This window comes from Rathayibacter sp. AY1D1 (assembly GCF_002932635.1).
Classification (GTDB): domain Bacteria; phylum Actinomycetota; class Actinomycetes; order Actinomycetales; family Microbacteriaceae; genus Rathayibacter.
Map to the genome: position 1 here is coordinate 1 of NZ_PSVY01000003.1, position 14,720 is coordinate 14,720.

Sequence of the window (14,720 nt, forward strand, 5' to 3'; positions counted from 1 at the left end):
GCGACGGGATGCGCATCGCCGGCGCCTGGGCCTGGCGCGTCCTCGTCGTGGTCGCGGCGCTCGCGGTGCTGGTGCTGCTCGTCATCGAGCTGCGGCTGATCGTCATCCCGCTCCTGCTCGCGATCGTGATCGCCGCCCTGCTCGTGCCGTTCTCGAGCTTCCTCCAGCGCCACCGCTGGCCCAAGTGGGCCGCCGTCGTCCTGGCGGAGCTGGGGATCGTCGTGGTGATCGGCGGGCTCCTCTTCCTCGTCGTCACCCAGGTCTACTCCGGCTTCGACGATCTCAGCCGGCAGACGGTGCAGTCCTACGACGACTTCAAGGCCTTCCTCCTCGAGTCGCCGCTCCACCTCACCGAGACCGACATCAACCAGTACGCGCAGCAGGCGCTCACGGCCCTGCAGCAGGACTCGGGGATGCTGGTCAGCGGCGCGCTCAGCGTCGGCTCGACCGTCGGCCATCTGCTGACGGGCGTGCTGCTCACCCTCTTCTCGACGCTGTTCATCCTCATCGACGGGCCGAACATCTGGAGCTGGGTCGTCCGCCTCTTCCCGCGCCGCGCCCGCGGAGCCGTCGACGGCGCCGGTCGCGCAGGGTGGGTGACGCTGACCAACTTCGTGAAGGTGCAGATCCTGGTCGCCTTCGTCGACGCGGTCGGCATCGGCCTCGGCTCCTTCCTCCTCGGCGTCCCGCTGGCCATCCCGATCGGCGTGCTCGTCTTCCTCGGCTCCTTCGTGCCGGTCATCGGCGCCGTGGTGACCGGGGCGCTGGCCGTCTTCATCGCGCTGGTCTACAACGGACCGCTGATCGCGCTCTTCCTGCTGATCGTCGTCCTCGCGGTGCAGCAGCTCGAGGGCCACATCCTCCAGCCGCTGATCATGGGGTCGGCGGTCAAGGTCCACCCGCTGGCCGTCGTGCTCGCGGTGGCCGGAGGCTCGATCATCGGCGGCATCGCGGGCGCCTTCTTCGCGGTGCCCGTCGTGGCCACGCTCAACGTCATGGTCAAGTACGTCGCGAGCGGAGCCTGGCGCTCGCCGACCCGAACCCCCGAGAGAGTTGCCGCAGAGCATGCAGACTAGCCGCGTCGTCGGACCCGCCCTCCACGAGTTCGAGGCGGCCCGCGCCGTCCTCGCCCCCGTCATCGCCGCCACCCCCATGGAGACGAGCACCTTCCTCGCGCAGGTCCTCGGCTCGCCCGTGTTCCTCAAGTGCGAGAACCTCCAGCGCACCGGCTCCTACAAGATCCGCGGAGCGGTGTTCCGGATGTCGCGGCTCACCCCGGAGGAGCGGGCCCGCGGAGTCGTGGCGGCCTCGGCCGGCAACCACGCGCAGGGCGTCGCCTACGCGGCGCGGGAGCTGGGGATCAAGGCCACGATCTTCATGCCGATCGGCGTCGCGCTGCCCAAGCTCGCAGCCACCCGCGACTACGGCGCGGACGTGGTGCTGAGCGGCCACATCTTCAACGAGGCGCTCGCGGCGGCGGCGGAGTTCGCCGAGCGCACGGGCGCGGTCTTCGTTCCTCCCTACGACCACCCCGACGTGATCACCGGCCAGGGCACGGTCGGCCTCGAGATCCTCGAGCAGGCCCCCGCCGTCGAGACCATCGTGGTGCCCATCGGCGGCGGCGGCCTCATCGCCGGGGTCGCCTCGGCGGCCAAGCAGAAGGCGGCCGAGGAGGGGCGCACGCTCCGCGTCATCGGCGTGCAGGCGGCCAACGCGGCGCCGTACCCCCTCTCGCTCGCGAGCGGCGAGCCGACCGCGATCACGATCTCTCCGACGATCGCCGACGGCATCGCCGTGGCGAAGCCGGGGCAGCTGAACTTCGCGATCGTCCGCGAGATGGTGGACGAGGTCGTCACCGTCGAGGACGACGACATCGCCCGGGCTCTGCTGGTGCTGCTGGAGCGGGCGAAGCTCGTGGTGGAGCCCGCGGGCGCGGTGGGCATCGCGGCGATCCTGACGGGGAAGATCCGCGACGCCGGAGCGACCGCGGTCATCCTGTCGGGCGGCAACATCGATCCGCTGATGATGGAGCGGGTGATCAGCCGGGGCCTGGCCGCGTCGGAGCGCTACCTCAAGATGAGCATCGGGCTGCCGGATCGTCCGGGGCAGCTGTCGCGCATCGCGGAGCTCATCTCGGAGGCGAATGCGAACGTGGTCGAGGTGCTGCACACCCGGCACGGCCGGGGCCTGCAGATCAGCGAGGTCGAGATCGAGATCAGCGTCGAGACCCGCGGCCCCGAGCACGCCGACCGGGTCATCAAGGTCCTCACCGACGCCGGCTACGCCCCCCGCATCTCCCGCAACTGACCGCCTGTGGGCGCCGCGGTGTTCTCCGCAGAGCGGAGGACAAAGCCGGTACCGGCGATCTCGCGCCCTCGCCGTCGCCGCGAAGCCGGCGCGGCGCGCCCGTTCGGAGAGGGCTGATCGTGCGTCGCGGCGTTCTCCGCAAGGCGGAGGAGGAAGCGGTACCGGCGGTGTCGCGCCCGACGCTGTCGCCGCGAAGCCGGCGCCCCCCGTCTGGAGAGGGCTGATCGTGTGTCGCGGCGTTCTCCGCAAGGCGGAGGAGGAAGCCGGTACCGGCGGTATCGCGCCCGACGCTGTCGCCGCGAAGCCGGCGCCCCCCCCGTCTGGAGAGGGCTGATCGTGCGTCGCGGCGTTCTCCGCAAGGCGGAGGAGGAAGCGGTACCGGCGGTATCGCGCCCGACGACAACGCCGCGGAGAGCGCCGCGACGTGCGATCAGTGGCCGGACCAGGTCTCGACGTTGGCGACGCGGACCTCGATCTCCCGCCCGTTGGGTGCCGTGAAGCGGGCGGTGTCGCCGACGTTCAGGCCCATGATCGCCGATCCGAGGGGGCTCTGGGGGCTGTAGACGTCGAGGTCGCTCTCGCCCGCCATCTCGCGGTTGCCGAGGAGGAAGCGGGACTCGTCGCCGGCGATCTCGGCGGTGATGATGGTGCCGGCCTCGACGACTCCGTGGCTCTCGGGGGGCGTGCCGATCTCGGCTTCGCGGAGGAGCGAGGTCAGCTGGCGGATGCGGGCCTCGATCTTGCCCTGCTCGTCCTTCGCGGCGTGGTAGCCGCCGTTCTCCTTCAGGTCGCCCTCCTCGCGGGCGACCTCGATGCGCTTGGCGATCTCCTCGCGTCCGTTGGTGGACAGCTCGGTGAGCTCCGCCTCGAGGCGGTCGTACGACTCCTGGGTCATCCAGGTCACCTGTGACTGGTCGGCCATGGTGGGCTCCTGCTCTGCGGGCCGCGCTCGCGGCGCCCGGCAGCACCGTGCGGAGGTGTCCGCGTCCGGCGGTGGGGACGGCCGGCGTCAGGCGGCGGTGGGAATGGCGAGGCCCCGACGAGTCCGTCAGGGCTTCGGGCAAGCCTACGGGAGCCAGCAGGAGGAGATCAAACCTGTGTTCGCGAGCTCGGTGGTGCGGACCGTCTCCGTGTAGGAGCGGAAGCGCTCCGTCGAGGCGGGGTACTCCACGACCAGCCAGCCGACCACGGCGGACTGCTCGTTGAGGGCCTGGACCGCGCAGGCGACCTCGCGGCCGACGGGCGCGGTGAGGTCGAAGGAGACGGTGACGGTGCGGTCGTCGACGACCTGGTGCGCGGTGTCCTGGACGTCCACTCCGCCGCGTGCTCCGTCGAGTCCGGCCCAGACGACCCAGGCGGCGAAGACGGCGACGAAGGCGAGCGCGACGCCGCCGAAGAGCCAGCGGTTGCCGCGGCGGGTGCGCGTCGTGCGGCCGTAGCGGGTGGCGAGGGGTCCGGCGGCGCGGACCGCGTCCGGATCGTGCGCGGGCGCGGCGGCTCCCTCGACGCTCTCGGACGTGCGGGCGGCCACGGAACTCCCTGGGTGATGCGTCTACTCTGGACGGGTGGCGCGCGTCCTTCGCGGACGGGAGCGCCGATCCCATTAAACCCCGAGGAATCGAGCGATCGTGTCCCAGGCCGTCGAGGTCTCCGTCGATTCGGAGGTGCGGGACACTCCGCGCCTCCTCGCCGTGCACGCCCATCCTGACGACGAGTCGAGCAAGGGCGCGGCGACGCTGGCCGCCTACGCCTCGCGGGGCGCCGAGGTCATGGTGGTCTCCTGCACCGGAGGCGAGGCCGGCTCCGTGCTGAACGAGGGCCTCGAGGCCCGCGCGCACGCCGAGCGCGACATCGGCGGCCTCCGCCGGTACGAGATGGCGGCCGCTCGCGAGGCGCTCGGCGTCGAGCACGCCTGGCTCGGCTTCGTCGACTCCGGCATGCCCGAGGACGGGAAGGTCGACGCCGCCTCGTTCGCGGGCCTGCCGCTCGCCACGGCCGCCGCTCCGCTCGTGCGCCTGGTCCGCCGGTTCCGGCCGCACGTGATCATCAGCTACGACGAGAACGGCGGCTACCCGCACCCCGACCACATCCGCGCCCACCAGGTCGCCGTCGAGGCGTACCGCGCGGCGGGCCTCGCCGAGGAGTACCGGGGCACGGGCGCTCCGTGGTCGATCTCGAAGCTGTACTACGACCGCGTCTTCAGTGGCCAGAAGCTGCGGGCGATCGCCGAGCACCTGCGCTCGATCGACCCGGAGGACCCGCGCCTGTCGGTCTTCGAGGAGATGAAGCGCTGGAACGAGGACACCCCGTACCTCGCGACGACGCGGGTCGTGATCTCCGGCTTCCACGATCGGCGCGATGCGGCCCTGCTGGCCCACGCCAGCCAGGTCGCTCCGGACAACGCCTTCTTCTTCCTCCCGCACGAGGCGATCGACGCCGCCTGGCCGACCGACGACTTCCAGCTCGTCGAGAGCCGGGTCGACGCGCCGACGCCCGAGACGGATCTCTTCGCCGGTCTCGACCTGGCCGAGCTCGCCCCGGGCCCGACCGCGGTCGTCCCGCCGATCGCTCCCGACCCCGAGCCCTCGGGGGACGCCCCGGTGTCCCCGGAGCCCGACGGCTCCGGCGTCGTCGTCGCCGACGAGGTGCGCGCGTGATCGCCGGGCTGCTCGAGGGCGCCCAGCGCGCCGTCGTCCTCGCCTCCACGACGGTGCCGACCCCGGGTCCCGAGTTCAACGAGGACACGGTCACGCCGGGCCTCTTCGGCTTCATCACGATGCTCGTGATCGCTCTGGCCGCCGTCCTCCTCGCGCTCGACATGGTCCGGCGCGTGCGGCGCACCACCTACACCGCCCAGGTGAAGGAGCGGCTCGACGCCGAGGAGGCGGAGCGCAGCGAGGGCTGAGCCCGGCCCGCACCGGTGGGCCCGGGCCCCGCTAGGCGTTGTAGGCGGGGTGGAGTGAGACGATCAGCGCCGCCGTCCAGTGGCAGAGGAACGCCACGGCCGTGAGCGCGTGGAAGATCTCGTGGAAGCCGAAGACGCCCGGGACCGGGTTGGGCTTCTTGATCCCGTAGATCACGGCTCCGGCGGAGTAGCAGAGCCCGCCGACGAGGACGAGCACCATCATCGTCGCGCTGGCCTCGAAGAGCGGACCGAGGTACATCACGGCCGCCCAGCCCAGCAGCAGGTAGAGCGGCACGTAGAGCCAGCGCGGCGCCCCGATCCAGAAGACGCGGAAGCCGATCCCGAGCAGCGCCCCCGCCCAGACCAGGACCAGCAGGAGCGTGCCCTGCGCGGGCGGCAGGGCGAGCACGGCCAGCGGCGTGTAGGTGCCGGCGATCAGCAGGAAGATGTTGGCGTGGTCGATCCGCTTGAGGATCATCTTCGTCCGCGGCTTCCAGTCGAAGCGGTGGTACAGAGCGGAGTTCCCGAAGAGCAGGAGCGACGTGGTCGCGAACACCGCGGCCGCCCACTTCGCCGCGGTCCCCTCCGCGACCACGATCAGCACCACTCCGGCGACGATCGCGAGCGGGAAGAGGCCGGCGTGGATCCAGCCGCGCCAGGTGGGCCGGACCTCCGCCGAGGAGTCGTGCTCGATCGCGTCCTCGACGAGGGGGAGGGCGGGCAGGTCCGGGCCGTCCGCTCCGACGGCGTCTCCGCCGCGGTCGGTGCGGGCGCGGGGATCGGACGGGGGAGGCGTCGGCCGCTGGCTCATGCCGGACAGACTACGACGCCGTCCCGGGCCGACGCCGAGCGCCGCCGGGCTTCGAGGAGCGCCCCGGGTCGACTACCGTGTCACTGTGCCGAAGCCGAGACTGCCTGTGGGAAGGGACCTCCTCTACGGCGTCTACAAGAAGCGCCTCCGCTCGAGCCTTCCCCCCGACTCCCTGCCGAACCACGTCGCGATGATCATCGACGGCAACCGGCGCTGGGCGCGGCAGCGGGCCCTCGAGACCGCCGCGCACGGCCACCGGGCCGGCGCCGCCAAGGTGCACGAGTTCCTGCAGTGGTGCGACGAGCTCGGCGTGCGCCATGTCACCCTCTACCTGCTCTCGCAGGACAACCTCGTCGGCCGCGACAGCAGCGAGCTGACCGAGCTGATCGCGATCATCGCCGACCTCGCCGAGGAGGTCTCGCAGCAGCCCGACTGGCGCGTGCAGCACGTCGGCTCCGACGAGGGCCTCCCGCCCTCGCTCGTGGCCGCGCTCGACACGGCGGAGGCGCGCACCGCCTCCCACACGGGCCTGCACGTCAACCTCGCGGTCGGCTACGGCGGGCGGCACGAGATCGCCCAGGCCGTGCGGAGCATCCTGGAGGAGCACGGCAAGCGCGGCTCCTCCATCGAGGACGTCGCGGGCCTGCTGACCCCGGAGCTCATCGGCGAGCACCTGTACACCAGCGGGCAGCCCGACCCCGATCTGGTCATCCGCACCTCGGGGGAGCAGCGCCTCTCCGACTTCATGCTCTGGCAGAGCGCGCACAGCGAGTTCTACTTCATGGAGGCGCTCGGCCCCGACATCCGCGAGGTCGACTTCCTCCGCGCGCTCCGCGACTACGCCGGACGGCACCGCCGCTTCGGCAGCTGACCTCGCGGCTCCTGCCGCACCACCGACCGGAAGGGCCGGCATGAGCTCGAACGAGGCCACCTCCACCACGACCGAGGACTACCTCGCCGGCTTCGGCGAGGAGACCGGGTACCTCGACTTCGGCCGGGTGGGCCCGCTCTCGGCGACCGTCGCCGCCGAGCAGGAGGCGGCCGTCGAGCTGCTGGTGCGCGCGCGCAGCGGCACCCTCGACGAGCTGTTCCGGCAGGACGAGCGCGTCCGGGAGGCGGCGGCGGCGCTCGTGCGCGTCCCCGCCGACAGCGTCGTCTTCCAGCCCAACACCTCGACCGGCCTCCTGCACGCGCTGTTCGGCGCCTCGGGCGCGGTGCTGCTGTCGGCCGCGGAGTTCCCGAGCCTGCCGTTCGCGGCGGTGCGCTCGGCGCAGGCTCTCGGCTCGGTGGAGCCCCGCTGGCTGCGGACCGAGCAGGGACGGGTGACGCCGGAGGCGGTCCGCGAGCAGCTCACGGACGACGTGACGACCGTCGCGGTGAGCCTGGTCGACTCCCGCACCGGCTACCTCGCGGACGTCGCGGCGATCCGCGACGTGATCGGCGACCGGATGCTCGTCCTCGACGCGATCCAGGGCTTCGGCATCGTCGACGCGCCCTACGAGCTGGCGGACGTGGTCGTCACCGGCGGCCAGAAGTGGCTCCGCGCCGGCTGGGGGACGGGCTTCCTCGCGCTCAGCGAGCGGGCGCTGTCGCGGCTGACCCCGGTGCTCTCCGGCTGGACGGGATCGGAGCAGGCGGAGCCGTGGGACGAGGTGGCTCCGCCGCGCGGCGACGCCCGCGCCTTCAGCATCAGCAACCCGGACCCGATCGCCCAGGCCCGGCTCGCGTCGGCGCTGGAGGAGGTCGCCGCGGTCGGGCAGTCGACGATCGCCGCGCTCGTGGCGGAGCGGGTCAGCGCGATCGTCGACCTCGCGGACGAGTTCGGACTGGCGGTCGTGGGCTCCCGCGGCGAGCACGAGCGCGCCGGCATCGTGGTCGTCGAGCCGGGGCCGGAGGAGCTGGCCCCGCTGGCAGCCTCCCTCGCCGCGCACGGCGTCACCGCGCGCGTGCGTCCGAGCACCGTCCGCTTCAGCGCGCACGCCGGCACCACCGACGCGACCCTCGCGCTGCTCCGCGCCGCCCTGATCTCGTCGGCCACGAGCATCGACTACTAGGCCGGATTCCGCGCGTTCACACACTGGTTACACATTCGTAGCGGTGAGAAGCACACGGATGTCATTCGCCGGGTTAGGTTCGAGTCATCAGGTACAGCGCCTGGTCGAGACGGCCACAGAAGTACGGCTCGACATCGCGCAGACGCCGAAGGGACACTGCGCGGTGCACGACACGCACCGATGAGACCGGCTCGAGGACATGAGCCGGGGGCTCCGGCCCCCGGAGTGTGGAGAGTCGTCGTGACAGTTCCCCAGGGCATGGATCCGCAGACCGGGACGCAGGGCGGCGTCCACCGCCGTGTCCAGCACGGCTCCTCGGATCCGGCCGATCAGCTCCTCCGCACCTACGTCCTGGACACCTCGGTGCTGCTGTCGGATCCGTCCTCGATGTTCCGGTTCGCGGAGCACGCCGTCGTGCTGCCGATCGTCGTCATCAGCGAGCTCGAGGGCAAGCGCAACGATCCCGAGATCGGCTACTTCGCCCGGCAGGCCCTGCGCCGCCTCGACGAGCTGCGCGTGCAGCACGAGCGCCTCGACTTCCCCATCGCCGTCGGCCGCGGCGGCACGCTCCGCGTCGAGCTCAACCACTCGAACATGTCGGTGCTGCCGAGCGGGCTCCAGATGGGCGATAACGACGCGAGGATCCTCGCCGTCGCGCTCAACCTGCAGAGCGAGGGCGCCGTGGTCACCGTCGTGTCCAAGGACATGCCGATGCGCGTGAAGGCCGCCTCCATCGGCCTCGCCGCGGAGGAGTACCTGGCCGAGCAGGCCCCCGAGTCCGGTTGGACCGGCATGGACGACGTGACGCTCGGCGGCGACGCGATGAGCGAGCTCTACGACCGCGAGCGGCTCTTCACGGACGTCGTGGCCGACATCCCGGTCAACACCGGGCTCGTCGTCCACTCCGACCGCGGCTCCGCTCTCGCGAGGGTCACCGGCAAGCGGCAGATCACGCTGGTCCGCGGCGACAAGGACGTGTTCGGCCTGCACGGGCGGTCGGCGGAGCAGCGGCTCGCGATCGACCTGCTGCTCGACCCGGAGGTCGGCATCGTCTCGCTCGGCGGCCGGGCCGGCACCGGCAAGTCGGCGCTGGCGCTCTGCGCGGGCCTGGAGGCGGTGCTGGAGAAGCGCCAGCACAAGAAGATCATGGTCTTCCGGCCGCTCTACGCGGTGGGCGGCCAGGACCTCGGCTTCCTGCCCGGCGACGCGGCCGAGAAGATGAACCCCTGGGCGCAGGCGGTCTTCGACACGCTCGGGGCGCTGGTGTCGCAGAACGTGCTCGACGAGGTGATCGAGCGCGGGATGCTCGAGGTGCTGCCGCTCACGCACATCCGCGGGCGCTCGCTGCACGACGCGTTCGTGATCGTCGACGAGGCGCAGTCGCTGGAGCGGAACGTCCTGCTCACGGTGCTCTCGCGGGTCGGGCAGAACTCCCGGGTGGTGCTGACCCACGACGTGGCGCAGCGCGACAACCTCCGGGTCGGCCGGCACGACGGGGTCGCCTCCGTGATCGAGACGCTGAAGGGCCACCCGCTGTTCGCGCACGTCACGCTGACCCGCTCCGAGCGCTCGGCGATCGCCGCTCTGGTCACCGAGATGCTGGAATCGAACGAGCTCGCCTGACGGGCTCGCTGTGCGTCCGGTCCGTGGGATCCGAGGATCCCCGGGCCGGGCGCGTCCCTGCAGGGCACCGGGGCGTAGCGTGGACGGGTGAGCATCCTCGACGACGCGCTCCTCGAGCGCTTCCGCACCCGCGCGGCCGACTACGACGAGCGCAACGCGTTCTGCGCGGACGACCTGGAGGAGCTGCGCTCGATCGGGTACCTGGCGCTGCTCGTCCCCGAGGAGCTCGGCGGTGCCGGCCTCGGCCTGGAGCAGGCGGCCGCCGAGCAGACGCGCCTCGCGACCGCCGCGCCCGCGACCGCGCTCGCCGTCAACATGCACCTGGTCTGGACCGGGATCGCGCGAATCCTGCTCGAGCGGGGCGACGACTCCCTCCGCTCGGTTCTCGTCGACGCCGCGACGGGTCACGTCTTCGCCTTCGGCAACAGCGAGGCGGGCAACGACCTGGTGCTCTCGGATTCGCTGACGCGGGCGGAGCCGCTCGGGGACGGCGGCTACCGCTTCACCGGCACGAAGGTCTTCACCTCCCTCGCGCCCGCTTGGACGCGGCTCGGCGTGTTCGGTCGCGACAACAGCGGGTCGGAGCCGCGGCTCGTGCACGGCTTCGTGCACCGTGAGCGCCCGGACTCGCCGGTCGCCGGGCTCGAGGTCCGCGACGACTGGGACACGCTCGGCATGCGGGCGACCCAGAGCCGCACGACGGTGCTCGACGGCGTCGTCGTCCCGGCCGAGCGGATGATCCGCTCGCTGCCCGTCGGACCGACCGCCGACCCCTTCGTCTTCGCCGTCTTCGCGGCCTTCGAGGTGCTGATCTCCTCGGTCTACCTCGGTGTCGCGCAGCGCGCGCTCGAGCTCGCCGTCGCCTCCGTCCGCCGACGGACCTCCCTCCGGGCGGGAGGGCGGCCACTGGCGGAGGACCCCGAGGTGCGGCACCGGGTGGCTGAGACCGGGATGCTGCTCGACGGGCTCGAGGCGCCCCTGCGCACGGCGGCGGCCGACGTGGACGCGCTCGTCGACCGCGGCGCGCGCTGGTTCCCCTCGCTGGTCGGGGTGAAGATCCGCACCACGGAGGGAGCGCTCCGCGTGGTCGAGAGCGCCGTCCGGATCGCGGGCGGCTCGGCGTACCAGCGCCGGTCGGAGCTCGGTCGCCTCTACCGCGACGTGCTCGCCGGGCAGTTCCACCCCTCCGACGACGCGTCGGCGCACGGCGCCTGGGCGTCGCTCCTGCTGGGACCGCTGCCGCCGCACGACTGAGGCCGGGATGGGACCCGCCGCCGCCCGAGCACGCCGCCGGGCCGCCCTGTGGAGAACTCCGACGCCCCGAGGGCGTCGCCCCCTAGTCTCGGCGGATGCTCCGCGGATCTCTGCTCGACCGGGCCGCCCTGCTCCTGGGCGCCCTGGCGCTCCTCCTGATCGGGGCCCCGCACCTCGGTCGGGCGCCCGGCCTCGTCCCGGTGGCGCTCGCGAGCGTGCCGCTGGTGCTGGCGGATGTGCGCGGGCACCGGCTCCCGAACGCGGTCACGCTCCCGCTGCTGGTGGTCGGAGCCGTCCTCGCGCCCACGGCGGGGACGCTTCTCGCCGTCCTCGCGACGGTGCTGTGCCTGGGCGTGCTGCATGCGGCGGGCGGGCTGGGCCTCGGCGAAGTGAAGCTCCAGGCGGCCCTCGCACCGCCGCTCGCGGCTCTCGGACCCGAGCAGGTCGTCGCCGCGCCCGCTGTCGGCTTCGCGGTGGCAGGGCTGTGGGTGCTCGTGCTGCGCGTCCGCGGACGGGTCGCGTTCGGACCGTTCCTGCTCACGGGGTTCTGGCTGGTGCTCTGACGGCCCGCCTCCGCGCCGAGCGCAGGGACGGGCCGTTGGAGGGCCGGGCTCAGCCGGGGTGGGTCATCGACATGACGTCGAGGGCGCTGTCGAGCTGCTCCTCCGTCACCTCGCCGCGCTCGACGAAGCCGAGGTCCACGACCGACTCGCGGACGGTGATCCCCTTGGCGACCGAGTTCTTCGCGACCTTGGCGGCGGCCTCGTAGCCGATCACCTTGTTGAGCGGCGTGACGATCGAGGGGGAGGACTCGGCGAGGGCGCGGGCGTGCTCGACGTCGGCCTCGAGGCCGTCGACGGTCTTGTCGGCGAGCAGCACGGCGGAGTTCGCGAGGAGGCGGATCGACTCCAGCAGCGCCGTCCCCATGACGGGGATCGCGACGTTGAGCTCGAAGGCACCCGAGGCGCCGGCCCAGGCGATGGTGGCGTCGTTGCCGATCACGCGCGCGCAGACCATGAGGACGGCCTCCGGGATCACCGGGTTCACCTTGCCGGGCATGATCGAGGATCCGGGCTGGAGGTCGGGGATCCGCAGCTCTCCGAGGCCGGTGTTGGGGCCGGAGCCCATCCAGCGGAGGTCGTTGTTGATCTTGGTCAGGCTCACCGCGAGCACGCGCAGCGCTCCGGAGGCCTCGACCAGCGAGTCCCGCGCGCCCTGGGCCTCGAAGTGGTTGCGGGCCTCGGTGACGGGAAGGCCCGTCTCCTCCGCGAGGCGCGCGATGACCTTCTGCGGGAAGCCGGCGGGGGTGTTGATCCCGGTGCCGACCGCGGTGCCGCCGAGCGGGACCTCGGCGACGCGGGGGAGCGCCGACCGCACGCGCTCGATGCCGAGGCGGATCTGCGCGGCGTAGCCGCCGAACTCCTGGCCGAGCGTGACGGGGGTGGCGTCCATCAGGTGGGTGCGGCCGGCCTTGACGACCTCGGCCCACTGCTCCGCCTTGACCTCGAGCGACTCGGCGAGCTGCTCGAGCGAGGGGATCAGCGACTCGATGAGCGCGCCGGTGACGGCGACGTGGACCGAGGTGGGGAACACGTCGTTGGAGGACTGCGAGGCGTTGACGTGGTCGTTCGGGTGCACGGTGCGGCCGAGGGCCGTGGTCGCCAGCGAGCCCAGCACCTCGTTCATGTTCATGTTCGAGGACGTGCCCGAGCCGGTCTGGTAGACGTCGATCGGGAAGTGCGCGTCGTAGCCGCCCCCGACGACGAGGTCGGCCGCGTCGGCGATCGCCGTGGCGATGTCGGCGTCGAGCACGCCCAGCTCGGCGTTGGCCAGCGCCGCCGCCTTCTTGATGCGCGCGAGGGCCGCGATCTGGGCCGGCTCGAGCCCCGCACCCGAGATCGGGAAGTTCTCGACCGCCCGCTGGGTCTGCGCGGCGTAGAGGGCGTCGCGGGGGACCCGCACCTCGCCCATCGTGTCGTGCTCGATGCGGAAGTCGCCGGAGTCGTCGGTCGGGGAGTGATCCACCACGCTGTGTTCGTCCTTGTCTGATCGGTTGGTGCTGTGCTGTCCGGAGCCGCTCACGCGGGATCCGATCCCACCGCGCTCGGAGCGGCGGCGGAGGAGGCCGAGCCGGAGTCGCGCTCCAGCTCGGAGACGTAGGGGCTGAGCTCGGGCGGATCGATGCCGAGCACGACATCGGACATCACGGTGCCGTCCGAGAGCCGGTAGTTGGCGCCCACGAGGGCGAGCCGCCCGGTCGCGACAGCGTCGGCGATCAGCGGGGAGCGCTGGAGCAGCTCGGCGACCGTGTCGCGCAGGTGCTCGCGGCCGACGGCCAGCGCGTCGGTCGCCGACGGGTCGACGAGCACGCGGCCGTCCGGCTGGGCGCCCACGAGGCGGCGCACCGCGGGGATGATCGGCTCGATCAGGTGCTCGATGTGCGGGGGGAGCCGCTCGGCGCCGGGCGCCTGCGACTGGATCGCCGCCCGGACCGCTCCGCACTCGTCGTGGCCGAGCACGAGCAGCACCTTCACGCCGAGGACGGCGACGCCGTACTCCAGCGAGCCGATGATGGAGTCGGCGATCACCTGGCCGGCGTTGCGGACGACGAAGAGGTCGCCGAGCCCCAGGTCGAAGATGATCTCGGCCGCGAGGCGGGAGTCGCTGCAGCCGAAAAGCGCGGCGAGCGGGGCCTGCGCGGCGGCGAGCTCGGCGCGGCGCTCGACGTCCTGGCGGGGGTGGCGGGGCTCGCCGGCGACGAAGCGCTGGTTGCCGCGGAGCATCTCCTTCCAGACCCACGCCGGCGGGCGGGACTCGCGGGGGACGGTGCTGCTGGTTCCGAGGCTCATCGGGACTCCTCCTGGCCGATCTGCGGGGTGATGGCGTCCACGACCAGGCGGATCTCGTCCGTCGGGGCCGTGCCGTAGACGAGGTAGGTGCTGGAGCCCTCCGTCGTCTCGAGTGCGTAGGGCGTGTTGCCGGTGTCGTCGCCGGAGTCGCGGTGGTCGTAGACGGTCCAGTCGCGGCCGTCGATCGTCTCGACGCCGGTCGCCGCCCGGCGGTCGAGCTGCGTCGCGACCCAGGCCGCGTCCGCGTCGAGCCCCTGGCTCAGGCCGATGTAGCCCGCCTTCGGGGTGATCAGGCCGACGTACCAGTAGTCGGTGCCGTTCTCGCGGCGGAGCTCGGCCGCGTTGGCCTTCCAGCCGTCGGGCAGGGAGGGCACGGCGAGCGTCTGCTCCTCGCCCAGCTGGACCTGTGCGGCGACGCGGGGGACGTCGACCGAGGAGAGCTCCACGGTGTCGCCGCGGGGGACGAGCAGGACGATGAGCGCCACGGCGCCGACGGTCGCGAGCAGCGAGAAGACGAGGTTGTTGACCGTCTTGCGCTGACGGTAGAGCCGGGAGTTCTCGGCCTTGCGTGCGGCCGTCTCGGCGGCCGTCTCCGGGCGCCCGAGCTCGGCGACGACCCGCGCGGGCTTCGCGCGGCTCATCCGGCGGCCGCCCCTCCGGAGCGGGCCGCGTCCAGCCGGGCGCGTGCTCCGATCAGCCACTCCTCGCAGCGGGCGGCGAGGGCCTCGCCGCGCTCCCACAGGGCGAGCGAGCGCTCGAGGGTGGAGCTGCCCTGCTCGAGCTCGGAGACGACGCGGACGAGCTCGTCGCGCGCCTGCTCGTAGGAGAATCCCGAGACGTCGGAGTCGGTCGCCGGGGCGTCGGGGGAGTCGGGCATGGGTCTGATCCTATCGATCGGGGCTGAGGGGGGACGGGTG

The 14,720-nt window shown here is 72.6% G+C and carries 16 protein-coding genes; 9 read left to right on the forward strand and 7 right to left on the reverse strand.

All coding sequences use genetic code 11. The annotated features are described in order from the left end of the window. Positions 1–8: 8 nt before the first annotated feature. Positions 9–1,076, forward strand: a complete 1,068-nt coding sequence (locus C5C56_RS02980; protein WP_258059301.1) for an AI-2E family transporter — start codon at positions 9–11, stop codon at positions 1,074–1,076. After that, a complete protein-coding gene (ilvA, locus tag C5C56_RS02985; protein WP_104246633.1) occupies positions 1,066–2,307 on the forward strand; it encodes a threonine ammonia-lyase in 1,242 nt (413 codons plus the stop codon). The genes C5C56_RS02980 and ilvA overlap by 11 nt, the downstream gene beginning before the upstream one ends. A 430-nt stretch (positions 2,308–2,737) precedes the next feature. Here the strand turns inward: ilvA and greA are convergent, their stop codons facing one another. Beyond that, positions 2,738–3,229, reverse strand: a complete 492-nt coding sequence (gene greA, locus C5C56_RS02990; RefSeq protein WP_104225519.1) for a transcription elongation factor GreA — start codon at positions 3,227–3,229, stop codon at positions 2,738–2,740. A gap of 144 nt (positions 3,230–3,373) precedes the next feature. Continuing rightward, positions 3,374–3,838: a DUF4307 domain-containing protein gene (locus C5C56_RS02995; RefSeq protein ID WP_104319088.1), complete on the reverse strand. Its 465-nt coding sequence runs from the start codon at positions 3,836–3,838 to the stop codon at positions 3,374–3,376. Positions 3,839–3,935: 97 nt separating this feature from the next. Here C5C56_RS02995 and mca point away from each other — a divergent pair, with 97 nt between their 5' ends. Together mca and C5C56_RS03005 are read left to right on the forward strand one after the other, a co-directional pair. Then, positions 3,936–4,964, forward strand: coding sequence for a mycothiol conjugate amidase Mca (mca, locus tag C5C56_RS03000; protein WP_244229458.1), 1,029 nt, complete (start codon positions 3,936–3,938; stop codon positions 4,962–4,964). Beyond that, complete coding sequence (locus C5C56_RS03005; RefSeq protein WP_244230611.1) at positions 4,961–5,212, forward strand: hypothetical protein; 252 nt, start codon at positions 4,961–4,963, stop codon at positions 5,210–5,212. The genes mca and C5C56_RS03005 overlap by 4 nt, the downstream gene beginning before the upstream one ends. 31 nt (positions 5,213–5,243) lie before the next feature. Here C5C56_RS03005 and C5C56_RS03010 read toward each other — a convergent pair whose 3' ends face one another. After that, positions 5,244–6,023 carry a hemolysin III family protein gene (locus C5C56_RS03010; RefSeq protein ID WP_104268443.1) on the reverse strand — a complete coding sequence of 260 codons (780 nt, stop codon included), beginning with the start codon at positions 6,021–6,023 and terminating at the stop codon, positions 5,244–5,246. Positions 6,024–6,129: 106 nt separating this feature from the next. Between C5C56_RS03010 and C5C56_RS03015 the strand changes: the two genes are divergently transcribed. From C5C56_RS03015 to C5C56_RS03035, 5 genes are all read left to right on the forward strand, one after another. After that, positions 6,130–6,894 carry an isoprenyl transferase gene (locus tag C5C56_RS03015; protein ID WP_279630826.1) on the forward strand — a complete coding sequence of 255 codons (765 nt, stop codon included), beginning with the start codon at positions 6,130–6,132 and terminating at the stop codon, positions 6,892–6,894. A gap of 40 nt (positions 6,895–6,934) precedes the next feature. Further along, a complete protein-coding gene (locus tag C5C56_RS03020; RefSeq protein ID WP_104262468.1) occupies positions 6,935–8,077 on the forward strand; it encodes an aminotransferase class V-fold PLP-dependent enzyme in 1,143 nt (380 codons plus the stop codon). Positions 8,078–8,335: 258 nt separating this feature from the next. After that, on the forward strand, positions 8,336–9,700 hold the full coding sequence (locus tag C5C56_RS03025; protein WP_104266924.1) for a PhoH family protein: 1,365 nt from the start codon (positions 8,336–8,338) through the stop codon (positions 9,698–9,700). A gap of 87 nt (positions 9,701–9,787) precedes the next feature. Then, positions 9,788–10,954 carry an acyl-CoA dehydrogenase family protein gene (locus tag C5C56_RS03030; protein WP_104319089.1) on the forward strand — a complete coding sequence of 389 codons (1,167 nt, stop codon included), beginning with the start codon at positions 9,788–9,790 and terminating at the stop codon, positions 10,952–10,954. Positions 10,955–11,049: 95 nt separating this feature from the next. Then, the gene (locus C5C56_RS03035; RefSeq protein ID WP_104319090.1) at positions 11,050–11,517 is read left to right on the forward strand and encodes a prepilin peptidase; all 468 of its coding nucleotides are present in this window, start codon (positions 11,050–11,052) and stop codon (positions 11,515–11,517) included. Between the two features lie 49 nt (positions 11,518–11,566). On the opposite strand, the gene C5C56_RS03040 is transcribed toward C5C56_RS03035, so the two are convergent. The 4 genes from C5C56_RS03040 to C5C56_RS03055 are packed head-to-tail and all read right to left on the reverse strand — an operon-like array spanning position 11,567 to position 14,680. After that, entirely contained in the window at positions 11,567–12,982 is a 1,416-nt protein-coding gene (locus C5C56_RS03040) for an aspartate ammonia-lyase (protein ID WP_104319091.1), read from the reverse strand. A gap of 50 nt (positions 12,983–13,032) precedes the next feature. Then, entirely contained in the window at positions 13,033–13,803 is a 771-nt protein-coding gene (locus tag C5C56_RS03045; RefSeq protein WP_208543312.1) for a carbonic anhydrase, read from the reverse strand. Continuing rightward, a complete protein-coding gene (locus C5C56_RS03050) occupies positions 13,800–14,444 on the reverse strand; it encodes a DUF4245 domain-containing protein (RefSeq protein ID WP_104232761.1) in 645 nt (214 codons plus the stop codon). The genes C5C56_RS03045 and C5C56_RS03050 overlap by 4 nt, the downstream gene beginning before the upstream one ends. After that, positions 14,441–14,680, reverse strand: a complete 240-nt coding sequence (locus C5C56_RS03055; protein ID WP_104224418.1) for an exodeoxyribonuclease VII small subunit — start codon at positions 14,678–14,680, stop codon at positions 14,441–14,443. Before C5C56_RS03055 ends, C5C56_RS03050 begins: the two co-directional genes overlap by 4 nt. Positions 14,681–14,720: the final 40 nt, after the last annotated feature.